General features: G+C 38.4%; 21 protein-coding genes and 1 tRNA gene. 14 read left to right on the forward strand and 8 right to left on the reverse strand.

The window, feature by feature from the left end:
• Nucleotides 1–585 precede the first annotated feature (585 nt).
• On the forward strand, nucleotides 586–1,002 hold the full coding sequence (locus HX129_RS06095) for a PaaI family thioesterase (RefSeq protein WP_130072916.1): 417 nt from the start codon (nucleotides 586–588) through the stop codon (nucleotides 1,000–1,002).
• A 63-nt stretch (nucleotides 1,003–1,065) separates the two neighbouring features.
• Here the strand turns inward: HX129_RS06095 and nadB are convergent, their stop codons facing one another.
• A complete protein-coding gene (gene nadB, locus HX129_RS06100; protein ID WP_130072915.1) occupies nucleotides 1,066–2,703 on the reverse strand; it encodes an L-aspartate oxidase in 1,638 nt (545 codons plus the stop codon).
• Between the two features lie 227 nt (nucleotides 2,704–2,930).
• Between nadB and HX129_RS06105 the strand changes: the two genes are divergently transcribed.
• From HX129_RS06105 to HX129_RS06155, 11 genes are all read left to right on the forward strand, one after another.
• A complete protein-coding gene (locus HX129_RS06105) occupies nucleotides 2,931–4,322 on the forward strand; it encodes a Do family serine endopeptidase (RefSeq protein ID WP_286436067.1) in 1,392 nt (463 codons plus the stop codon).
• Nucleotides 4,323–4,435: 113 nt separating this feature from the next.
• Nucleotides 4,436–4,885, forward strand: coding sequence for an acyl-CoA thioesterase (locus tag HX129_RS06110; RefSeq protein WP_286436068.1), 450 nt, complete (start codon nucleotides 4,436–4,438; stop codon nucleotides 4,883–4,885).
• A gap of 168 nt (nucleotides 4,886–5,053) precedes the next feature.
• Entirely contained in the window at nucleotides 5,054–6,871 is a 1,818-nt protein-coding gene (gene lepA / locus HX129_RS06115; protein ID WP_130072912.1) for a translation elongation factor 4, read from the forward strand.
• 22 nt (nucleotides 6,872–6,893) lie between these two features.
• Nucleotides 6,894–7,748, forward strand: coding sequence for a signal peptidase I (gene lepB / locus HX129_RS06120; protein ID WP_174493059.1), 855 nt, complete (start codon nucleotides 6,894–6,896; stop codon nucleotides 7,746–7,748).
• 355 nt (nucleotides 7,749–8,103) lie between these two features.
• Nucleotides 8,104–8,478 carry a DUF4845 domain-containing protein gene (locus HX129_RS06125; protein ID WP_286436069.1) on the forward strand — a complete coding sequence of 125 codons (375 nt, stop codon included), beginning with the start codon at nucleotides 8,104–8,106 and terminating at the stop codon, nucleotides 8,476–8,478.
• Complete coding sequence (rnc, locus tag HX129_RS06130) at nucleotides 8,450–9,142, forward strand: ribonuclease III (RefSeq protein ID WP_286436070.1); 693 nt, start codon at nucleotides 8,450–8,452, stop codon at nucleotides 9,140–9,142. The genes HX129_RS06125 and rnc overlap by 29 nt, the downstream gene beginning before the upstream one ends.
• A gap of 5 nt (nucleotides 9,143–9,147) precedes the next feature.
• Nucleotides 9,148–10,176, forward strand: a complete 1,029-nt coding sequence (era, locus tag HX129_RS06135; protein ID WP_174493057.1) for a GTPase Era — start codon at nucleotides 9,148–9,150, stop codon at nucleotides 10,174–10,176.
• Between the two features lie 30 nt (nucleotides 10,177–10,206).
• Nucleotides 10,207–10,395: an NF038104 family lipoprotein gene (locus tag HX129_RS06140; protein ID WP_180044891.1), complete on the forward strand. Its 189-nt coding sequence runs from the start codon at nucleotides 10,207–10,209 to the stop codon at nucleotides 10,393–10,395.
• A 9-nt stretch (nucleotides 10,396–10,404) separates the two neighbouring features.
• Nucleotides 10,405–11,124, forward strand: a complete 720-nt coding sequence (gene recO / locus HX129_RS06145) for a DNA repair protein RecO (protein WP_286436071.1) — start codon at nucleotides 10,405–10,407, stop codon at nucleotides 11,122–11,124.
• Nucleotides 11,125–11,154: 30 nt separating this feature from the next.
• Nucleotides 11,155–11,880 (forward strand): pyridoxine 5'-phosphate synthase, encoded by a 726-nt coding sequence (gene pdxJ, locus HX129_RS06150; protein WP_286436072.1) that lies wholly within the window; start codon nucleotides 11,155–11,157, stop codon nucleotides 11,878–11,880.
• Between the two features lie 27 nt (nucleotides 11,881–11,907).
• Nucleotides 11,908–12,552: a MiaE family protein gene (locus HX129_RS06155; RefSeq protein ID WP_286436073.1), complete on the forward strand. Its 645-nt coding sequence runs from the start codon at nucleotides 11,908–11,910 to the stop codon at nucleotides 12,550–12,552.
• 157 nt (nucleotides 12,553–12,709) lie between these two features.
• Here HX129_RS06155 and HX129_RS06160 read toward each other — a convergent pair.
• Nucleotides 12,710–12,785, reverse strand: a tRNA-Asn gene (locus tag HX129_RS06160).
• Nucleotides 12,786–13,030: 245 nt separating this feature from the next.
• Here HX129_RS06160 and HX129_RS06165 point away from each other — a divergent pair.
• On the forward strand, nucleotides 13,031–13,486 hold the full coding sequence (locus HX129_RS06165; RefSeq protein ID WP_286436074.1) for a hypothetical protein: 456 nt from the start codon (nucleotides 13,031–13,033) through the stop codon (nucleotides 13,484–13,486).
• A gap of 22 nt (nucleotides 13,487–13,508) precedes the next feature.
• Here HX129_RS06165 and HX129_RS06170 read toward each other — a convergent pair whose 3' ends face one another.
• From HX129_RS06170 to HX129_RS06185, 4 genes are all read right to left on the reverse strand, one after another.
• Nucleotides 13,509–14,942 (reverse strand): cryptochrome/photolyase family protein, encoded by a 1,434-nt coding sequence (locus HX129_RS06170; RefSeq protein WP_286436075.1) that lies wholly within the window; start codon nucleotides 14,940–14,942, stop codon nucleotides 13,509–13,511.
• Nucleotides 14,943–15,115: 173 nt separating this feature from the next.
• The gene (locus HX129_RS06175) at nucleotides 15,116–15,598 is read right to left on the reverse strand and encodes an FKBP-type peptidyl-prolyl cis-trans isomerase (protein WP_111859859.1); all 483 of its coding nucleotides are present in this window, start codon (nucleotides 15,596–15,598) and stop codon (nucleotides 15,116–15,118) included.
• Nucleotides 15,599–15,741: 143 nt separating this feature from the next.
• The gene (locus tag HX129_RS06180; protein WP_286436076.1) at nucleotides 15,742–17,028 is read right to left on the reverse strand and encodes an NAD(P)/FAD-dependent oxidoreductase; all 1,287 of its coding nucleotides are present in this window, start codon (nucleotides 17,026–17,028) and stop codon (nucleotides 15,742–15,744) included.
• 128 nt (nucleotides 17,029–17,156) lie between these two features.
• The gene (locus HX129_RS06185; RefSeq protein ID WP_286436077.1) at nucleotides 17,157–18,425 is read right to left on the reverse strand and encodes a D-alanyl-D-alanine carboxypeptidase PBP6B; all 1,269 of its coding nucleotides are present in this window, start codon (nucleotides 18,423–18,425) and stop codon (nucleotides 17,157–17,159) included.
• A 168-nt stretch (nucleotides 18,426–18,593) separates the two neighbouring features.
• On the opposite strand from HX129_RS06185, the gene HX129_RS06190 reads away from it, so the two are divergent.
• Complete coding sequence (locus HX129_RS06190; protein ID WP_286436078.1) at nucleotides 18,594–20,297, forward strand: M61 family metallopeptidase; 1,704 nt, start codon at nucleotides 18,594–18,596, stop codon at nucleotides 20,295–20,297.
• Between the two features lie 44 nt (nucleotides 20,298–20,341).
• Here HX129_RS06190 and HX129_RS06195 read toward each other — a convergent pair whose 3' ends face one another.
• Nucleotides 20,342–21,355 carry an ELM1/GtrOC1 family putative glycosyltransferase gene (locus HX129_RS06195; protein WP_286436079.1) on the reverse strand — a complete coding sequence of 338 codons (1,014 nt, stop codon included), beginning with the start codon at nucleotides 21,353–21,355 and terminating at the stop codon, nucleotides 20,342–20,344.
• Nucleotides 21,356–21,643: 288 nt separating this feature from the next.
• Nucleotides 21,644–23,359 carry a flotillin family protein gene (locus HX129_RS06200; RefSeq protein ID WP_286436080.1) on the reverse strand — a complete coding sequence of 572 codons (1,716 nt, stop codon included), beginning with the start codon at nucleotides 23,357–23,359 and terminating at the stop codon, nucleotides 21,644–21,646.
• Between the last annotated feature and the right edge of the window lie 14 nt (nucleotides 23,360–23,373).

Here is a 23,373-nt window from a genome sequence, read left to right on the forward strand (position 1 = left end):
CGTAAGGGGAAACGACAGGAACCTAAGTTTCAGTGATTTCTTCTAGTCGGCTCATGTCTAAACATACATGCTGACGTTGATCTTCTTCTTGTTCATTGCTCGTGAACCAAATGGTGATATTTTCAATGCAGCTTCGCAGTTAATCTAATTGTTGTGTATTCAGTTTGGTTGCACTGCGACAAGATTGTCCTTGATGAAATATCTGTCTTAATTGGTGTGAATATTTATCCAATAAAACATCTGTATCAAATGTCAGTCCAATCAACGGAATTAAATAGCCTTCAGTGCTGTATATTTGATTCTCTAAACCTGCGCACTGACTTGCATAAAATAATTTGTTGCTTTTTCAACAATGAAGTATAACTAAGCGCTTTGTGTACTATCGGAAAAATGTAAGGCTTTTGCACCGTGTTTGATGAAAATTTATGGTTTGAGTGACTTTTAAAATAGAACAAAATGAAAGCATTGGCAAAAAACTTCTTTTTGATTGAAAATGTGAACCCAAGCGTTCTCAAGTCTTTGCAGAAAAAGCTTTATATTGAAAATACAGTGTCATAAAGAAATAATGTAAGGAATAAATGAAAAATGAAAAGCACTAAAAAGGAAATTATTGATTTTTTAACCGTTCATTTTCCACCAAGTTTAGAAAAATGTGAAATTGAGGAAGTGACTGAATGTGGGGCAAGTTTGATTTGGCATGTGAGTGGCACAGATATTCGCCCAGGGGGGACGATTTCAGGACCAACCATGATGACTTTGGCTGATTTTGCTTTATATGTCGCGATTTTAGGTGAAATTGGGATTGTCGGTTTGACAGTAACGACCAATTTAAATATTAATTTTTTACGTAAACCCTCTGGCGGCGTAGATTTGCGTGGGGTGTGTAAGCTCATGAAAGTGGGACAGGCATTGATTGTTGGTGAAGTCTGGATTTACTCAATTGATCAGGATGAGCCTGTTGCGCATGTCACGGGAACGTATTCCATTCCACCGAAAAGATAAAACCATCTGAGCTGTTTAGTTAAAAAAAGAGATTCATTGGAATCTCTTTTTTTAATATATTGATTAAGTATTAACCAAAGGTGTTTCCACTTTAAAGTTTGGGGGTGTCAGTACGGTTTTACGGAGTTCATCGGATAGTTCAGGATAATCAAGAGTGTAATGTAAACCACGAGATTCTTTACGTTCCATCGCACAACGTACGATCATTTCCGAGACCAAAACTAAATTACGCAGCTCAATTAAATTCTTGCTGACATGATAATCTTGATAATATTCAGTAATTTCTTGTTTAAGCATTTCAATACGATGTAAAGCACGTTCGAGACGTTTGGTTGTTCGTACGATGCCGACATAGTTCCACATGGTCTGACGTAATTCATCCCAATTTTGTAAAATCACCACTTCTTCATCAGGATTAACGGCCTGTGTCGCATCCCATTCGGGTACATGCGGCACTTCGAATGTTTGATCAAATTTTTTCTCAATATCTTTTGCAGCACTCATGCCATAGACAAAACATTCGAGTAGAGAGTTACTTGCCATGCGGTTTGCACCATGCAAGCCAGTATACGAAGTTTCACCAATAGCATATAAACCCGCAATGTCGGTTTCACTATTTTCATCGACCACAACACCACCACAAGTATAGTGCGCAGCAGGGACAACAGGAATCATCTCTTTGGTGATGTCGATACCAAGTTCCATTAAACGTGCATATAAAGTTGGGAAATGTTCTTGAATGAAATTTGCAGGTTTATGGCTAATATCAAGCCAGACATGACGAATACCTAAGCGTTTGATTTCATAGTCAATGGCACGTGCTACGATATCACGAGGTGCAAGTTCTGCACGTTCATCAAAACGCAGCATAAAGCGTTCACCATCTGGTAGACGCAGATAAGCACCTTCGCCCCGCATGGCTTCGGTGATTAAAAACGAGCGCGCTTGTGGGTGATATAAACAAGTCGGATGGAATTGATTAAACTCCATATTTGCAACACGACAACCTGCACGGTACGCCATGGCAATACCATCACCTGTTGCTATGTCAGGATTGGACGTATATAAGTAGGCTTTCATTGCACCACCGCAAGCAAGGGCAGTGAATGGTGCTAGAAAAGTATGTACTGTTTCATTACGCTCATCGAGTGCATATAAGCCTAAAGCTTTATTTACTAATGCTTTATGACCTAATTTGTGTGTGGTAATGAGGTCAATCGCAATATAATTTTCAAAAATCGTAATATTTTCTTTTTCTTGAGCACGTTCAACCAAAGTGGTTGAAATAGCTTTGCCTGTTGCATCGGCTGCATGAATAATACGGCGTTGAGAATGTCCACCTTCACGGGTCAGATGCAGTTGTTCATCTTCATTTAAAGTAAACTTCACGCCATGTTCAAGTAAAAAGTCAACGGATGGTCGACCACCTTCTACTGTATGTTTGACTGCATCGATTTCGCATAAATGCGCGCCTGCAATCATGGTGTCATCTATATGTTGTTCAATGGAATCCGTTTCATCCAGTACAGCAGCCACACCACCTTGCGCAAAATAGGTGCTGGCATCAGTAAGACTAGATTTGGCTAAAACGGCAATTTTAAAATGTGTTGGTAAAGACAGAGCGAGGCTTAAACCTGCACCGCCACTACCTACAATAATCACATCAAATTGGTGCGTGGTTTTTAAATTAGACATGTCCATCAGCTAATTTGAAAAGAGTTTGCTAATAACACTCTCTTTTTGAATAAATTTCAATGGTTATAAGTCTCAGATTTTTGTCGATAAGGCAAATCATTCACTTTTTAAGGATAATTTAAGTAAATTATTGTTTTTTAAAAATATAGAAACATTTTATTACGCAATATTATAAAATTCTATGTTACAAACAAATTCATCAACAAAAAACAAAATTTGTAGGTTAGTCATTCATGAAAATTAGCTTTATACAAAAAGGAATGTATGCAGCAGTATTTACAGTTGCAGCAACACAAGCACAAGCGCAAGCACCTGTTGATTTTTCAAATTTAGTCGAACAAGTTAGTCCTGCGGTAGTGAGTGTGAATGTTGTTAAAAAAATGTCGCAAGAAGAATTATTACAACAGCAAGTACCTGAAATTTTAAAACGTTTCTTTGGTAATCAGATCATTATTCCACAGCAACAAATTCCGCAAGAGAAAACAGGCTATGGCAGTGCCTTTTTTATCAGCAAAGACGGTTATTTAGTAACGAATCATCATGTGGTAGAAGATGCTTCAAAAGTGACCATTGTCCTGAATGATCGCCGTGAAATTGATGCTAAAGTGATCGGAAGTGACGAGCGTACAGACATTGCATTGCTTAAAGTAGATGGGACGAATTTTCCATCACTATCCACTGGCAATGTCGATCAGCTTAAAGTTGGTCAACCTGTATTAGCCATTGGTTCACCATTTGGTTTTGATTATTCCGCTTCGGCAGGGATCGTCAGTGCGAAGTCACGTAATATGATGGGTGAAACTTCCGTTCCATTTATCCAGACTGATGTTGCATTAAATCCGGGGAACTCAGGTGGCCCGTTGTTTAATCAACAAGGACAAGTGGTGGGTGTGAACTCACGTATTTTTAGTGGTACAGGCGGCTACATGGGCTTGTCATTCTCCATTCCAATCGATGTCGCGATGGATGTCGTGAGTCAGTTGAAAACCAATGGCAAAGTCACCCGTTCTTATTTGGGAGTCATGCTACAAGATATTGATCGTAATTTGGCGGAAGCATACAAATTACCAAAACCTGAAGGATCTTTGATCACCCAAGTCGCAGCAGGTTCGCCAGCAGATAAAGCAGGTTTTAAATCAGGTGATGTGATTATGAAATATAATGGTTCGCCTATTTCACAGACCAGTGAGTTGTTGAACTACCTCAACCGTACTCAACCTAAACAAACCGTACAGCTTGAAGTTTTGCGTGATGATAAAGCAAAAGTTATTACCGCAACATTAACCACCGCACCTGATGATACACCAGCGAAAAGTGATCGTGGTACCACAGCATCTGCCAAGAAAGGTCCAATTTTAGGGGTCGCAATTCGGACTTTAAATGAAATTGAAAAATCACGTTTGGGTGTTAAAGGCGGTGTCTTGATTCAAGATGTCACTCGTGGTGGCTTAGCTGCACAGTCGCGTATTCTCGCAGGGGATGTTGTGACGCAAATTAACTCGAAAACCATTTTAAATGCCAATGATTTTGTGGAAGCTGTGTCTGAACTAAAAGCCAATACTGTTGCACGCGTGGCAATTATCCGCGATGGACAACATGCCATGTTGGGTCTAAGAGTACAATAATCTTGGCGGCAAGCAAAAATATGAACCACTCTACGGAGTGGTTTTTTTGTCAATTGCATGGGCAAAATGTTAGTGTAGATAAGATTGTAAAAGCGAAGTAATAGGATCTTTTTGTGGCAACAGCATATTTTGATTTAAAACTCACGGTTCAACCTGAACATATTGATATTTTAGGACATGTCAATAATGTGGTTTATGTAGCATGGATGCAGGAGGTCGCTACAGCACATATCGAAGCTTTAGGTTTAGGTGTCAAGGATTATCTAGAATTAAAACATGCGATGGTTGCAGTGGAACATCATGTGCAATATCGTAAAGCTGCGCTTGAAGGGGATGACATTATTTTAAGAACATGGCTCAATGACATTAATGCATTATTTTCATTCCGCCAATATGCTTTTTTTCGTGCAGCAGATCATGCATTGTTATTTACAGGTACGACGAAATGGGCATGTGTTGAAATTGCCACAGGGCGCCCAAAGCGCTTATCACCGACGTTTATTCAAGCCTATCAACCTTTAGATGAAAATATTGATCCTTATGATGTGAGTGATCTAAAGTGACTATGAAAATAGGGATATTAAGTCGCTTCATTTTTAAATAATTCAATTGCCTGATCATTATTATGGATACTTTAAAAAAACCATCTGCTATAATCCCTCGCAATTTCTATTCAGCTTTTGTTATGTATATTTTTTCAGTACATAGCGTGTTTTTCTTCAAGGTAGCCCATGGCGCAAGCTAAAAAATCTGTCGATATTAAAAATATTCGTAATTTCAGTATTATCGCGCACATCGACCACGGTAAGTCGACACTCGCAGACCGCTTCATTCAAACCTGTGGCGGTTTACAAGATCGTGAAATGCAAGCACAAGTTTTAGATTCAATGGAATTAGAACGTGAGCGTGGGATTACTATTAAAGCAACGTCTGTAACCTTGTATTACACTCATCCAAATGGTCAAGAATACCAACTCAACTTTATTGATACACCAGGACACGTGGACTTTTCGTATGAAGTATCACGTTCTTTGGCCGCTTGTGAAGGTGCGTTATTGGTTGTTGATGCAGCGCAAGGTGTGGAAGCACAGTCGGTTGCTAACTGCTACACAGCGATTGAACAAGGTTTGGAAGTCCTTCCAATCTTAAATAAAATCGATTTACCGCAAGCAGAGCCTGAGCGTGTGATTCAAGAAATTGAAGATATTATTGGGATTGAAGCCACTGAAGCACCGACATGTTCAGCAAAAACAGGATTAGGGATTGAGGGTGTCTTAGAGACGTTGGTAAATGTTATTCCTGCACCTGAGGGTGACCGTGACGCACCTTTACAAGCCTTAATTGTAGACTCGTGGTTCGATAACTACTTAGGTGTTGTGTCTTTGGTTCGTGTGAAACAAGGACGTGTGAAAAAAGGCGACAAAATGTTGATGAAATCAACAGGTCAGTCTCATATCATTACGTCTGTGGGTATTTTTAATCCAAAACACACAGAAACTGGGATTTTGGAAGCAGGTGAAGTTGGCTTTGTGATTGCGGGGATTAAAGATATTTTTGGTGCGCCTGTGGGGGATACCATTACTTTAGCAACGACACCGGAAGTAGCTTCATTACCTGGCTTTAAAAAGGTTAAACCACAAGTCTACGCAGGTTTATTCCCAATCGATGCGAGTGATTTTGAACCCTTCCGTGAAGCGTTACATAAACTACAAATTAACGATTCGGCATTGTTCTTTGAACCTGAAAGCTCAGATGCGTTAGGATTTGGTTTTCGTTGTGGCTTCTTGGGTATGCTGCACATGGAAATCGTACAAGAGCGTTTAGAACGTGAGTACGATTTAGACCTCATTTCTTCAGCACCGACTGTAATTTATGAAGCTGTGATGAAAAATGGCGACACGATTTATATCGACAGTCCATCAAAAATGCCAGATGGTTCAACGGTTGAAGATTTACGTGAACCGATTGCCGAGTGTCATATTTTAGTACCACAAGATTATTTAGGTAATGTGATGACTTTATGTGTTGAGCGCCGTGGGGTGCAAAAAGACATGAAGTTTATGGCTAACCAAGTATCCATTACGTTTGAAATCCCGATGGCTGAAGTCGTGATGGACTTCTTTGATAAATTGAAATCATGTTCGCGTGGTTTTGCATCACTCGATTACAATTTTGTACGTTTTGAGTCTTCATCTTTGGTTAAGGTTGACGTGTTAATTAATGGTGACAAAGTAGATGCATTGGCGATGATTTGTCACCGTCAAGATGCACGTCATCGTGGCATTGCCTTGGTTGAAAAGATGAAAGATTTGATTCCACGTCAAATGTTTGATGTTGCAATTCAAGCGGCGATCGGTGCGCAAGTGATTGCACGTTCTACAGTCAAAGCAATGCGTAAAAACGTCTTGGCAAAATGTTATGGTGGTGACGTTTCTCGTAAGAAGAAATTGTTATCGAAACAAAAAGAAGGTAAGAAACGCATGAAACAAGTGGGTAGTGTTGAAATTCCACAAGAAGCGTTCTTGGCTGTATTAAAAGTCGATAGATAAGAAGTAAGAGGTCGTATCGCTCATGGATTTTGATTTTAATTTAATTCTCGTACCTGCAACACTGGTGTTTTTTGTGTTGTGGTTACTCGATAAATTCGTGTTTAAACAACGCGAAACAAAGGGTAAGGGGAATGAACATTTTATCATTTCATGGGCATACGATTTTTGGCCAGTCCTTGCCGTTGTTTTGGTGTTACGTTCATTTTTATTTGAACCTTTTAATATTCCCTCTGATTCGATGGTTCCGACCTTAGAAACGGGTGATTATATTTTGGTAAATAAGTACCAGTATGGTGTGCGTTTACCGATTACCAATACTAAAGTCATTGATGTGGGTGAGCCTCAACGTGGTGATGTTGCGGTGTTCCGTTATCCTGAAAATCCAAAAATTAGTTATATCAAACGTATTATTGGTTTACCGGGCGATCATATTGTTTATGATCAGGGGCAATTAAGTATTAATGGGAAAAATGTTACACAGACCCCAGTCGAATTTAGTCGTCAAAAAGATATTTTGGATACTCCAAAATCGATTTACTATACTGAAACCATGGGTGAACATAAGCATCTTGTGCGTATTTTAGAAGGTCAAAATACTTTGGCGAGTGCTTTCCAATATGCACAGAAAAAAGAAGATTTACCTTTTGTTGCGCGTGATAATGATCGTTTTATCAAATCAAATGGTCAAAGTTGGGAAGTCACTGTTCCGAAAGGTCATTACTTTGCGATGGGTGATAACCGCGATCAAAGTGCTGACAGCCGTTTTTGGGGATTTGTACCTGAGGCAAATTTAACAGGGCATGCGATCTATGTGTGGATGCACAAAGAACCAGGCTTGAAATTACCTTCATTTAGCCGTAATGGGACAATTGACTAAGCTTCCTTTGAGTCGAATCTGATTTTAAGTATAAAAAGACCAATGTACATTGGTCTTTTTTATTTTCTTTTGAGTGACAACTGAGTAAAACGTCAAAGTGGTGAGTTTATAAGATTTCATGCAAATTTTTTTATAAAAATGAGTATCGAAATCTAGTAACTGAATGGGCTTTGCAAGATAATACAATACTGAAATATTGATTCATGATGACGAATGTTTAACATTTACGCATCATATTAATATGACATTTTAAATTTGGGGAATTTGTAGGGTTAAAGTGGCAAGGTTGAAGGATCTGGTCTTATTTTAAAGTCTGCAAAATGATATAATTATTTTCGCCTAGTGGATAATAACAATGCGTAAATCTCAACAAGGTGCATCGTATATTGCGATTTTATTAGGAATCGTGGTCTTTGCTTTTATCGTGAAAGCGGTATTAGCACTTTGGCCATCGTATTGGGATGATCGTGTGATTAATGGTCAAATTGAGCAACTTATCAAAGAGAGCTCAGCGGATATCACACCATCTAAATTTGAAAGCCAAATGAGTCAACGTTTGGACATGAACAATATTCGTGATATTAAATTTAGCGATATTGCGAAAGTTTCAAACGACAACGGCTTAACAGTGACAAAGAAATATGAAGTAAGAACACCATTCTTCATGAATATTGATTTAGTCCAAACATTCGAGAAAAGTTTTGATCAAAGGTCAGTTCAAAGTAAGTGATCCTCGCTTACAGAGTCGTATCGGCTATGAGTTTAAACAATCTGAATTGCTACAACTTGCATTGACACATCGTTCGGTGAGTCATAAATACAATTATGAGCGCTTAGAGTTTTTAGGTGATTCATTATTGGGGATGATCATTGCAAACTATTTGTACCATGCTTATCCGCAAGAAAATGAAGGTCGTTTAACCCGTATGCGTGCGACTTTGGTGCGCCAAGAAGCCTTAGGTAAAATTGCCAATGACTTAAAATTAAGCACCAGTTTAATTTTAAGTACAGGTGAATTGAAATCAGGCGGTCATCATCGTGAGTCAATATTAGCAGATACAGTAGAAGCCATCATTGGTGCGATTTATACAGATTGTCAAGATTTACCGCTGTTACGTAATATTGTACTGAAATGGTATGAGCCCTATTTAGAGCATATTGAACCCACAGATCAGTTGAAAGATCCGAAATCACGTCTCCAAGAATATCTACAAGCTCGTAAAAAGCCATTGCCGAGTTACGAGGTTGTAGATATTCAGGGTGATGCACCCAATCAGCATTTTAAAGTAGAATGCTTAGTAGAGGGCTTGCCTAAAATGATGGGTGAGGGCTCAAGTCGCCGATTTGCAGAACAGGCAGTCGCGGCAGATTTTTTAAAGTTATTGGAGCAGTAAACTGCATGAATACACATTCCGATCACAACGATGCTGATCACGAGCCGCAAGACAGCGGTAATGACTTAATTAACCAATTTTTTAGTTCACAAGGAACGGAAATTCCTGCAGATTATAAAAGTGGTTTTGTGGCGATTGTTGGTCGTCCAAATGTAGGTAAGTCAACCCTAATGAACCATATTTTGGGTCAAAAATTATCTATTACCTCACGTAAGCCACAAACAACTCGCCATAAAATTGTCGGGATTGATAGTCGTGAGACATCACAAGCTGTATTTGTGGATACGCCTGGGATGCACAAAAAAGAAGTCCGTGCCATCAATAAAATGATGAATAAAGCCGCACATTCTGCATTGCGTGATGTGAACCTTGTTTTGTTTGTATTGGATGCAGACAAGTGGACACAGAACGATGAGTTGGTACTTGAAAAACTGAAAAATGCAGAAATGCCAGTTATTCTAGTCATCAATAAAATTGATACGCTTGAAAATAAAAACCATGCTTTGCCATTGATCCAAGAGCGTGCAAAGTTAATGAATTTTGCGGAAATTGTACCAGTATCTGCATTACGTGGTGCAAATTTAGATCATTTACGTAATACCATTGAAAAGTATTTGCCATTTCAACCACCCCTATATGCTTTAGAGCAGTTAACAGACCGTTCTGAACGTTTCCTTGCGAGTGAAATTATTCGTGAGAAAATCATGCGTCAGTTAGGTGAAGAACTGCCTTATGATTTAACTGTGCAAATTGAATCATTTAAGACTGAAGAAGCAACGATTAATCCTAAAACGGGTCGTCCTAAAGCAGCGTGTACTTACATTGATGCAACTATTTTTGTAGATCGTCCAGGACAAAAAGCCATCGTGATTGGTGAAAAAGGTGCTAAGCTGAAAAAAATTGGTATGGATGCACGTGTCGACATGGAAAAAATGTTTGAACAAAAAATCATGCTAACACTTTGGGTGAAAGTCAAAGGTGGTTGGTCTGATGATGAGCGTGCTTTAAAAAGTTTAGGTTATAGCGATATTTAAGCGCTGATTTGAGAAAAGGATAGAACCGTAATGATGAAAGTTTTTGTCATAATATCTTGTATGATCGTGTTACAGGGTTGTGTCCACAAACTCGTTACGGTTCCTGTCAAAGCAGCGTATGGTGTGACCAAAGGTGTGGTAAAAGGTACTGCGGCTGTCGTCGGTGCAGTCATCCCAGATGGAGATGATGACGATGATAAAAAAGACAAGGATGATTAATTCGCCAAGATGCGAAATGAAATCTTGCATGGTTATTTAATCCATCATCGAAAATATCGTGAACGTAGCCATATTGTGCATTTATTTACACAAGAGTATGGACGTGTTGATGGAATTTTAAGGCAAACGCCGCCTCCGCAATATCAGCCAATCACCCTGCAAGCATCAGGGAAAAGTGAGCTGAAAAACTTTTCAAAATTAGAAATACTTAATCAACCTGTATTTTTTTATGGGGATGCATTTTTTTCAGGGTTTTATCTGAATGAAATTCTGCTCCGTTTATGCCCACTTGAAGAAAGTATGCCGCAAACTTTTGAGCAATATCATGTTACGCTTGAGCATTTACAACATTTAGCCTCACATCCCGAGCCTCATACATTTTTAAAACAAATTTTACGTCAGTTTGAGTATGCGCTTTTAGAAGAGTTGGGCTATCCCTTAGATTATGAGATGGATGCACAGCAAGCGCCGATCATTGCGACGCAACGTTATCAATTTCAACTGTCAGATGGATTTATTCCTATTTCCCATAGCGCTCCATCTACCCTAAGCGGCGAGCAGATTTTAAGTATGGCGAATTATGAAAAGGGTAGGGATTTTAATTCAGAACAGTTACAATTATTGTCGAAACTTTATCGCCAAATGATTACCTCATTGCTTGGTGATCGCCCATTAAAAAGTCGGCAACTGTGGATACAAAATTCTCAGTCCAAAATTGTGAATCGCTAGTTTTTACTTTGATGTATTTAGGAAAATATTATGGCTGCATTGCTTGGTGTAAATATTGACCATGTTGCAACACTTCGACAAGCACGTGGTACGACTTATCCTGATCCTGTTGAGGCAGCATTGGTCTGTGAACAAGCAGGTGCAGAGGGAATTACCTTGCATTTACGTGAAGATCGCCGTCATATTCAAGATGCTGACGTGTATCGTATGCGCTCAGCAATCAAGACACGTATGAACTTGGAAATGGCAGTCACTGATGAAATGGTCGCAATTGCACTTGAAGTTAAGCCGCAACATGTTTGCTTTGTACCTGAAAAACGCCAAGAAGTGACGACTGAAGGTGGTTTGGATGTGGTTGGACATTTTGCTGATGTGAGAGCTGCAACGCAGGCATTGGTTGCGATTGGCTGTGACGTATCATTATTTATTGATGCTGACTTTGCACAAATTGACGCAGCAGTGGCATGTGGTGCACAAACCATCGAATTGCACACAGGTGCTTATGCAGATGCACACACCGAAGATGCACATCATCACGAGTTAGAGCGTATTATCAGAGGTGCTGAATATGCGGCTGCAAAAGGCTTAGTGGTCAATGCAGGGCATGGTTTAAATCTTAAAAATGTCGCTGAAATTGCAGCAATTCCACAGATTCACGAGTTGAATATTGGTCATTCAATTATTGCAGAAAGTGTTTTTGTTGGCTTAGAACAAGCAGTGAAAGACATGAAAGCAGCAATACATGCTGCAAGTTAATACATTGGAATATATTGAAAAGTAGTCATGTCGAATATTAATTATGATGAACTAATGCAACCTGTCATTGGTTTTTTAGGCTGTGAAACGCCTCAAGCATGGTTGGATGAAGCCCTAAATAATCTTGATATTTTAATGCAAGATCATGCCAATTGTGAGAAAAAAGCCGCAGGAACAGCCATGAATTTGATGTTCCGTTATAGCTTTTTTACAGATTTACAAGTCAAGCTTGCACAACTTGTTCGTGAAGAAATGCTACATTATGAACAAGTTTTAGAGTTTATGACCAAGCGTGGTCAAGAATGGAAAGGTCTAAGTGCAGGTCGTTATGCAGGTGGTTTGCGTAAGGAAATTCGTACTTATGAACCTGAAGCATTGATTGATGTTTTGGTGATTGGTGCTTTTGTTGAAGCACGTTCTTGTGAGCGTTTTTATGCTTTAGCGCCCTTAGTTGATGATGAGCTTGGGCGTTATTATCGTTACTTACTAAAGTCTGAATCACGCCATTACGAAGATTATCTCGCTTTAGCATTGGATGTAGCGAAAACCGCTAAACTCAAAGACCCTGAAGAAGATATTCAACAACGTATTGAATTAATTCGTGAAGTAGAAAAGGATTTGATTTTAACCCCAGATAAAACTTTTCGTTTTCATAGTGGTGTTCCCATATAAGCTGTGGCTTAAATGTTTAAAAAAAGGAAGTGGTCACACTTCCTTTTTTATTTTGAGATCAAAACTTTACTATTAACTATTATGTTATTGGTTTCAATGTGATATTTGTTTTTGCATAAAAAAAGCCCACTTCGTTATGAGTGGGCTTTTTAGTATTTGGCTCTCCAACCTGGGCTCGAACCAGGGACCTGCGGATTAACAGTCCGTCGCTCTACCGACTGAGCTATTGGAGAATCTGCATGTGATTATAAGGATATATTGTTGAGGGTCAAGCCTTTCATGTCATGTTTTCTTCATTTTTGTGCTGTATGCTTTTTATTTGAACAAAAATAATGAAATTCAAAAAAAATCAAAGAAAGGGTTGCAATGATGAAAATGGCTTGTTAGATTAAATTTAGAAAGTGAGTTTAAGCAACTGCTTAAACCGTGTGGATTTAACCAACTTGCCAGCACTAAAATGGCTAAATAGGAGACAGCGATGAATACGCTTAGCATTTCCGATATTTTTTCAAATTTATCTTTTTATCAAGAAAACTATATTTCTGTTCTGCAAAATTCTGAACATTATTACACTGAAGTTGAGCATGCTTATTTTGAAGTGTGGCCTTTTGGTGAGAAAAAATTATTCCTAGGTGATTTATTACAGCTTTGGTTTAGTGAAAAATGGCTGATCAATGCAAAGTGTCAACTTTTAACAGATACAAGTACGCAAAACACGCAGCAATCCATCCAACGTGAGCATGATTTATACTTATTTCAATTGGTCGGCAGTACTTTTTCAGGTGCAAATCATGCCAAAGTGTGGTCTATTTCTGAGCAAAAAGTTGTGCATATTGCTTTAGATCGTGTTTTTAAATATTACTGTTTCTTTGAGTCGATCGAAAGACCAAAAACTGCTCAACTGCCATTTAACCATTTTAAACATGCTATTTAAAGTTGTCATTTGCACAGGGCTTTTAAGCAGTTAAGTGTTTGAAAGCCTCAATAGCTCTTTGTCGACTCATTTTTAAGTCAACGATTGGTTGAGGATAATCCAGTTGTAAATTAGGTTTTTTAGCATAAGGTTCATGGATGGTTTTAGCATCCAAATGTGCAATTTCAGGTAACCATTTTCTTAAATAATCACCATTTTCATCAAACTTTTTAGACTGACTGATCGGGTTAAAAATACGGAAATAAGGGACCGAATCTGTCCCTGTAGAGGCACACCATTGCCAACCACCATTATTTGCCGCTAAGTCACCATCAATCAAATGCTGCATAAACCACTGTTCGCCTAAGCGCCAGTCAATGAGTAAATTTTTACTGAGAAACATGGCTACGATCATACGTACACGGTTATGCATCCAACCTGTTTGTAACATTTGACGCATGCCAGCGTCGACAATTGGAATACCTGTTTGTCCCTGTTGCCATGCTTTTAAATCTTCTGGTGAATTGCGCCACTGTAGAGATTGTGTATTGATTTTAAAAGGAAGACTTTTAGAAATACGTGGGAAATCAAATAAGATATGTTGATAAAACTCTCGCCAAAGTAGCTCATCTAACCATGTTTGTTGTCCAATATTGTTTATATGGAAATACCCTTGTTGCTGACAAAATAACGCATTCAAGCACTGACGAATCGATAAAATTCCGAGATTTAAATAGGGTGATAACTGACTGGTTGCTTCAAGATGTGGAAAATCTCGTGCGGTTTGATAATTGAGGACTTGGTGTTCTATAAAATGATCTAATATTGTGTGGGCATGATTTTCACCCACTTGCCATTTTGAATAAAAGTCATTGTTCTCAAAACCTAATTGTTGCAAATTGGGAATTTCACATTGAACTTTATTTTCAAACTCAATGTCTACCCATGTTTGTGGCTCAGGTGCTGGATAAGGCTGAGGGATAGCAATACTGAGTTGTTCATAACAGTATTTTTTAAATGCACCAAAGACTTGATAGGGTTGGTTGGATTTGTTACGAATCGAACCCACAGGAAAAATGCTACGATCATGGTATAAAATCAAATCGCATGCATGTTGGTTGAGCGTTTTTTGTACTTGAAAATCACGTTGTAGCTCATTGACACCGCATTCGATGTTGGCGTGTACATTTTCGATATTGAGTGTATCGCAATGCTTTAAAATATGCTTTGGCAGGTCATGCCATTCGGACACGATATCAACAATTAAGGGAATATGCAGGGCATTGAGTTGCTGTTTAAGTTGCTGTACTTGTCTCAAATAAAAGTCGATTTTAATTGGAGCATCATGATGTTTACGCCATTGCTGTGGGGAAAGGGCAATGAAAGCGATGCTTTGTCCTGACTGTGTTGCATGCCACAGTGCACTATGGTCTTGAATGCGTAAGTCTTGGCGAAACCAAATCAGTTGTCGTTTCATGATCTTTCATATGGTATTGGTTGGGGGCTTTGTGTACAAGGCTGTATCGAAAATAGAATTCTATTGATTCTAGAATAAAATTCAAAATGAACAAAGTAATGAGAATAAAAAAAACAAGCTCATAAAAAAGGCAAAGTATTAAACTTTGCCTTTTTGCTGAGATCGCAATGATCTTAGTGGTGATGACCACCTGCACCGTGAACATGACCATGTTCTAATTCTTCAGCAGAAGCGTCACGAATTTCAACGATTTCTACTTCAAAAGTAAGATCTTGACCAGCAAGTGGGAAGTTTGCATCTACAACAACGTTGTCGCCTTCAACTGCTTTAACAGTTACGATTTGAACGCCATCTTCAGTTTGTGCTTGGAATTGCATACCCGCTTCGATGTTTTCAACACCTTGGAACATTTGAGCAGGAACTTCTTGAACGAGGTCAGGATTGTATTCGCCATAACCTTCAGCTGCAGGAACGTTTACAGTGAATTTTTCGCCTACAGTTTTGCCTTCTAAAGCTTTTTCTAAACCAGGAATGATATTTCCTGCGCCATGCAAATATGCGAGTGGCTCACCTTGTGATTTATCGAGAGTTTCACCCTCAGCGTTAGTCAACGTGTAGTGGAAAGAAACCACTTGGTTATTTGCAATAGCAGTCATGTTATTGATCCATACGACAATAGAGAGTTATAAGCTTACATCATAAAGTGAAATGCAATTTTTGTAGACTAAATTTACGAAAAAAAAGCATTTTTACCACTTTTTTGATGGTTTTTTCATTAATAAGGGCGAATTATTAAATTTCAATGCAATTTTATCCGCGGTGCGATTTTTCGTGTAACAAAATCTTTGGCCGTGAGTAATCCTGCATGAGCATAACCATAAATTGTAGCTTGATGTAAACGATACAATGACACATACATGGACTTCGCGACAAAGCCTTGCACGTTGACCTGACCGAGTAATTCACCCACAGCTTTATTTTTGCTGAGTGAGACTAAAGAGCCCTTGTCTGAAAATTGGAACATTGGTTGTTTATGACCACTTACACGTGCCTTTAAAGCATCAACCATAAATGCTGCTTGTTGGCTTGCTACTTGTGCACGTGGACCAAGTGCTGCTTCTCGTGCATCTAAAATACAGTTGGCACAGTCACCAATGGCAAAAATATTGGGGTCAGTTTTGGTTTGTAGTGTTGCGTAGACTTCTAAGCGTCCCATACGGTCTTTGCTGAAATCTGGTAATTCTGAAATCACCTGTGGTGTCTTGATCCCTGCAGCCCAGACTTTAAGCTCTGCTTGGATGCTTGTACCATCATTAAAATAAACACGTTCAGCATCAACTTTTTCGACACGTTTTGCGGTTAATATATCAATTTTCATTCGTTGCAGTTGTTTGTCAGCATGTTCTGCAATTTTTTCTGAAAGGGCTGGTAAGATACGAGCTGCGCCTTCAATCAGTGAAATTTTGACTTGATTGGGATTGATTTTATTTAAGCCATAATTGTAGAAATTTTGTTTGGCTTCGACTAGCTCTGCTGATAGTTCAACGCCTGTTGCACCTGCACCAATCACCGCAATATTGAGATGACGTTCAGTATTTTTATTTTGTGCATCTAAATATAAATGCAGAAGATCTTGTTGGAAAATTTCAGCCTGTTGCAAACTGTCTAGATAATGACAATATTCTTTGACACCTGGGGTATGAAAGTCATTTGAAACAGAACCTACCGCCAAGACTAAAGTGTCATAAGCAATAGTTTGTTTTTCACTTGCTGCTTCATATTTTGTGGTTTGGGGTTTAATTAACGTAATTTCTTGTTTTTCACGGTCTAAATGTTCAAAGCGACCTTGAATAAACTCATAATGATGCTTCGCTGCATGTGCATAATAATTGGTTTCTTCATCATTGGGATTCATGGTGCCCGCAGCAATTTCATGTAAAAGTGGCTTCCAAACGTGAGTAAGCTTTTGATCGATCAAAGTGATTTTAGCTTTTTGTGCTTTGCCTAAAGTATCGCCGAGTTGTGTGACCAGTTCTAAGCCGCCGACACCACCACCGACAATCACGATATGATGAATTTTTGACATGAATTACCTAATAATTTTTATTGAAGGATGGCTTAATATGCCATCCTGTTGGTAATTATTTGTATTTTTTGTTTTACAATTTACATACTTACAACAAAACAAAGTAAATAGGTTGGATTTGCTCTTACTCAGAAACCTAACCATGCTTTTAGCCATTCGAGTAGGCGTTCAAACCATGATGCTTGCTCGATATGTACTTCATCTTCAATGTCAAAAGATTGCAGTAAGAGGTCATTTTGATAGACATTGACTTTGGCTAAATGCATCATTTTTGCTAGTGGCGCAGTCAGCGAAGCTTCATTCAGTTCGACATTTAAATGTGTCTCTGTGTTTTGCAAAGGGTGAACTGCGGACAACAACCCTGTTGCATTTGCTTGCATGATTCTTGAATTGATATTGTCAAAGCTCATCAAGTCGATCGGTTGTACATTATTGTATAAACTGGTGGTCACAATTTGAGGTTTTTTGGCTTCAACTTTAAACATTTTCAAAGTCGATTTGACCACAGGTAACTCAGCGATTAATTGCTTGTCTTTGATGACAACTTCGTCACGCGTATAGGCATATGCTAAGTTTAATAGCTTGTGTGCAACTTCGGCACGTTTGCTCGCATTTTTTGTGCCCATCACCACGACGATAATACGGCGATCAGGTACATCTGGATTGAGTGTTGGGCGATGTGCTGACAGGGCTAAATTATAACCTGCAGCTTTGGTGAATCCTGTTTTTAAACCATCGACACTTGGGTCAGTTTTTAAGATCAAATTGGTTGCATGATGAAAATGTTGTTTATAGCTAAAACTCGGCATCACCGAATAATGCAAATAATCAGGGGTATGCTGTGCAACAGCTTGTCCAAGTAAAGCCATATCATGCGCAGAGGAAAAATGCTCAGGCATGGTAATGCCTGGTGCATTGGCAAAGTGTGTGTCATTCATTCCCAAAGCTTTCGCTTCTTTGTTCATGCGTTCAATAAAAGCAGGGAGTGTACCTGAAATACGTTCTGCTAAAGTCACAGCTGCATCATTAGCAGACATGACAATCAAACCTGCAATCAGTTGATCAACTGAGATTTGTTCGCCTTCTTTGAGATACATCTGTGATTCATCCCATTGTACAATTTTAACAATAGAGGTTGCTGTCAGTATTTCATCTTTCTTCAGATGTCCTGCCTGAATTTCTTTTAATGCAATGTACGCCACCATCATTTTGGTCATTGAAGCGGGTGCACGTTGTACATGACTATTATACTCAGCAATAGTCTGTCCTGTTTGAGTATCTAAAATCGTCCAAGCTTCTGCTTCTACTGATGCTGGATTGATATTTAATAGTGCTGCATTGGCGAACGTTGAGCACAGTGAGCAAATGAAGACAAGCAAGTAAGTGGCAATTTTCAAGGGGGACAGCCTTAGCAAAACAGGAGGTGAAAAATATAACGAATGCTATGCTTTTTTCACTATTCTGGCTAGTCAGTTTTACAATCAAAAAGCACGAATAAAGCACAGCTTTGTAAAAAATGTTAATCTAATAAATAATTACCTTAGATATTTTTTTGAATACGGCTTATGTTGCATTATCAAATTGAATTTGACGACTATCGTCAGCATCTCGTGCATGTCACTTTACGTTTTTTAGCGAATCCAACCCAAGTATTATCTTTGCCAACATGGATTCCGGGCAGTTATTTAATTCGTGAATTTGCCAAGCATTTAGAAGCTGTTAAAGCCTATGATGAAGCAGGGCGCGAACTCCAAATTACCAAGTTTGATAAGAACAAATGGCGTTTATATAACACAGATCATGAGCTCATCACGGTTGAATACGATGTTTATGCTTATGATCTCTCGGTGCGTGGTGCTTATGTGGATCAAACACGTTTTTATGTGAATCCTGCGTGTTTATGTTTAGGCTTGCAAGATCAAGAACACTCGCCCATTGAATTGGAAATCTTTTTACCTGAAGAGTTAAAACATTTCCAAATTGCCACAGGACTAGCATCAAAAAGCTTAGTTAAAGGTCGTTATACGCTCACTGCGAAAAATTATGCAGAATTGATTGACTGCCCATTTGAATTGGCAGATCAAACACGTTTTAGCTTTGAAGCTCATGGTATTCCTCATGAATTTGTAGTTTCTGGCCAGCATGCAATGAATGCTGAACGTATGCAGCAAGACATTGAAAAAATTTGTAGCACTGAAATTGCCATGTTTGGTTCAGCACCTTTTACAAACTATACTTTTATGACCATGGCAACAGGTAATAGCTATGGTGGTTTAGAGCATCCGAACAGTACCAGTTTAATTACACCACGTGATGATTTGCCCAAAGCCGATGAACCTGTTGAACCATCAGCAGATTATCAACGTTTCTTAGGTTTATGTAGTCATGAATATTTTCATTCATGGTTAGTGAAATTTATTCGTCCTGAAAATTTAGCGACCTATGATTTAAATCAAGAAAGTTTGACCTCTTTATTGTGGATTTTTGAAGGATTTACCTCTTATTACGATGACTTAATTTTGTATCGTAGTGGCGTAATTTCTCAAGAATCTTATTTAAAGCTACTCAAAGCACAGATTGATCGTTATTTACAAAATCCAGGGCGCTTCATTCAAACTGTTGCTGAGTCTAGTTTTGATGCGTGGATTAAGTTTTATCGTCAAGATGAAAACTCTAATAATGCAGGCACAAGTTACTATAACAAAGGTTGTCTAGTGGCATTATGCTTAGATTTAGGCTTGCGTATGAAAGGTTCAAGCCTTGATGCTTTAATGCGTAAATTGTATGAAAATACGCAAAATGGCATTCAAGTGAATGAACGCACGATTTTCACTTTATGCGAAGAACTGACAGGTGTGCAGTGGATTGAGCAAATTAACCACTTAATTAATACCACGGAAGAATTACCCCTTGATCAATTGCTGCCTGAATTTGGTATTGATTTTCAAGTGAAGAATGAAAAAACTTTGCCATTTGGCTTAAAAATTTCAGACAAAGCAGAAGGCGTATTGATCCAGCAAGCCCATCGTAATGGTGCGGGAGCAAAAGCAGGACTGTCTGCCCATGATGTGATTATTGCCATTGATGGTTTAAAAGCATCTGAAAAGTTATTGGTTAAATATGCGAAACAAGCAACCAATTTCACAGTCTATGCGTTCCGCCGTGATGAATTAATACAGTGTGAACTACAAGGCGGTGAAGTTGAGCTGAGTACAGTTGAACTTAACGTTGTAGATCAAAGCAAAGTCGCGAAATGGTTAAGCATTTAAAGTATCGAATCTAAATTTAAAAAGCACTCACTCGAGTGCTTTTTTTAGGCATAAGCTTTGTTCTTTTTTCGAGAGTTCGTGATTTTATGAAAATGTCCTTGAAAATAAAGCCTATCTAACTGTTGTACTAAAGGTGTGACCATGTCTGTTCTTTTGATCGGACTATAGTGTTCGACAACTTGTCCCAAATGTGCAATAGATTTTCTTTGAATATATTGATAATTCAAGTATTTTTCGATTAATTCATCTGTTTTGGCTTCATTTAAACACACTGAAGTGACGATTGCACCTGTATGAATGGCTTCAGATAACATGGTAATGCTGTCTTCAGTCACAAAAATATATTTACACTGTGCTAATTTTTCAGACATTGTAAATTTTTGATGCGGGTCTATATGATCTATTTGTTGTGCATGTAATAAATCTAAACTTTTAGGGTCTAAATCAGGTGTTCTACGAGAACAAATGACGCTTCCTTTCAACTGATGTACACTGACAAAATGAGCAAATTCTTGAATCATGTCAGAAAAATCTTGCTTTGAAAAAGGATAATCTGAAGTTGATCCACCTAAAAGTAAAACAGCTTCATGTTGTTCTTGCGCTTTAAGCTGAGTTGCAAAATGCGCACAAACTGGCGGTGTGGGTAAAATAATTTGTTTGCAATTTACATTTTGAGCCAAGGCAGTAATGCTCAAATCAATGAGATTTTCATTAAATTTTCTTAAATTTCCAACATATAAAAGTGGTATTTGGTATTTTTGAGCCAAATATGCTGCGTAGATTAAATTTGGCATACCTGAGCAAATGATGATTTCTGTCTGTTGAATGCCTGTAGGTTCAACTTTAAAAAATAATTGCCCTAAAAATTTATAAAATATTGGAAAATTAGAAAACTTTTTAAATAAACTCACCCATTTTTTACTTAGTGTGATAGGGAGTTGAAAAGCTTGCAATCCTAACGAGTATTTTTCTTGAATAATTTCAGCGACAGCAAGTGATGGATTTAAATGACCTTTTCGACCATCGTGAATCACGATCACAGATGTATTGGATCCCATTGTAGTCACAACTTAACCTAATCTGATGTTTTGTTAGAATCAGGCTAGCGAGACATTATTAAATCATACTGAAGCTTAGATTAAAAATTTTTGACAAAGTGCAGTTATTGGTATGATTTACGCTTTGAGTAGTTTAATCAAAATCACGATGTAAATAGGGTATTTATAATGAATCATTATGACGCGACATGATGTTTTAACATAAAAAACTGCTGAAATTTGGTCATGAGATTGATTAAAAATCAGCAGTTTTTGAGTATATCACAATTAAAAAATTAACGATTTGGGTTATTTTGCATCAATTTTGGCTTTTAAGCTTTGAGTTAAGCCATTGATGTCACCACCTTGTATACCTAATTCATTCATTAAGCTATCAATCAAAGGGGCTTGTGTACGGTAACGCAAAGCGCTATTCACTACTTGATCTGACAAAGCCACCTGACCTTGTTCAGTACCTGTATCCGTTGCAGCAGATGAACCGCCCATGCCACCCAAACCATTCACTTGTAAAATTTTAATGTCGTCAATATTTTCCATTGGTTTAACGCTTTCACGAATAATTTCTGGTAAATATTTTAACAATGCCAAGCGAATTTGCATTTCTACTTGCTCAGTTGACAAAATATTATTGGCTTCGTTGACTGCACGAGTACCTTCTGCATCTACATGGTATTGTTTTTCTTGTGCTTGTGCGAGCAAGATTTTTGCATCTGCTTCACCTTTAGCTTTTAAACGGACTTTCTCAGCTTCAGCTTCGGCAGCAATACGCACTGCTTCGGCTTCATCTACCGCTGCTTTTTTAGATGCTTCTGCGGCTACTGTAATGGCGATTGCATCCGTTTCAGCCACCTGTTTTGCAGCCACGAGTTCAACAGCTTTTATACGTTCAGCACGTTGTGTTTCACGAACAGTTAAGACCTCTTCTTCGGCTTTGACTGCTTGGGCACGTGCTTGGTCAGCAAGTGCTTTTGCTTCAGATTCAGCACGAGATTTTTCAGCAATCGCAATTGCACGATCTTGTTCAGCCAATTCAATGGTTTTCTTCTGTTCTACTTGTGCTTTTTGAATCAACTGTGCTTTGACAATATTTTCATTTTCAACATCACGAGCAGATGCAATACGTTTGAGTTCAACTTCACGATCTGCCGCAATACGTGCTTCTTCTGCTTCACGTTTTTTTGATGCTTCTTGTGATGCAATTTCTGCCAATTGTTCAGCTTTGCGAATGGAAATTTCACGCTCTTGTTGCATTTTTGCATATTCTTCTTCACGTAAAATTTGCAATTGCGCTTGTTGGGTTTCTAAGTTTTTAGCTTTAATTGCAAGATCAGCATCTTGCTCAATATCATTTCGCTTTTTACGACGATCTTCAATCGTTTCAGTCAGTTTAGTTAAACCCTCAGCATCAAAAGCATTTTGGGGGTTGAAAAATTTAAAGCTTGTTTGGTCTAAACCTGTCAAAGATACGGTTTCAAGTTCAAGACCATTTTTAAACAAATCTTCCGAAACGACTTGTTGTACTTTTTGTACGAAATCAACACGCTTTTCATGTAATTCTTCCATTGCCATTTCTGCGGCAACAGCACGTAAAGAATCGACAAATTTACCTTCAACTAAGTCTTTTAATTCAGGCGGTGACATGGTTTTTTTACCTAATGTCTGTGCTGCTGTCGCAATTGATTCCGCCGTAGGTTTTACACGGACATAAAACTCAGCCATGACATCGACACGCATTCGATCTCGTGTGATCAGTGCCTGATCTGCTGCACGTTTCACTTCTAAACGTAAAGTGTTCATGTTGACAGGAATCACTTCATGTAAAACAGGTAATACAATTGCACCACCATTTAAAATGACTTTTTCACCGCCGAAACCAGTTCGAACAAATGATACTTCTTTACTTGATCGTTTATAAAGGCGGGCAATAATGATCCCGATGAAAATAAGCGCAGCTAAAATAAGACCTGCAAGTATTAAAATTTGATTAAAAGATGAACTCATCATGTCATTATCTCTAC

The organism is Acinetobacter sp. 251-1 (genome assembly GCF_030329305.1).
Taxonomy (GTDB): domain Bacteria; phylum Pseudomonadota; class Gammaproteobacteria; order Pseudomonadales; family Moraxellaceae; genus Acinetobacter; species Acinetobacter piscicola_A.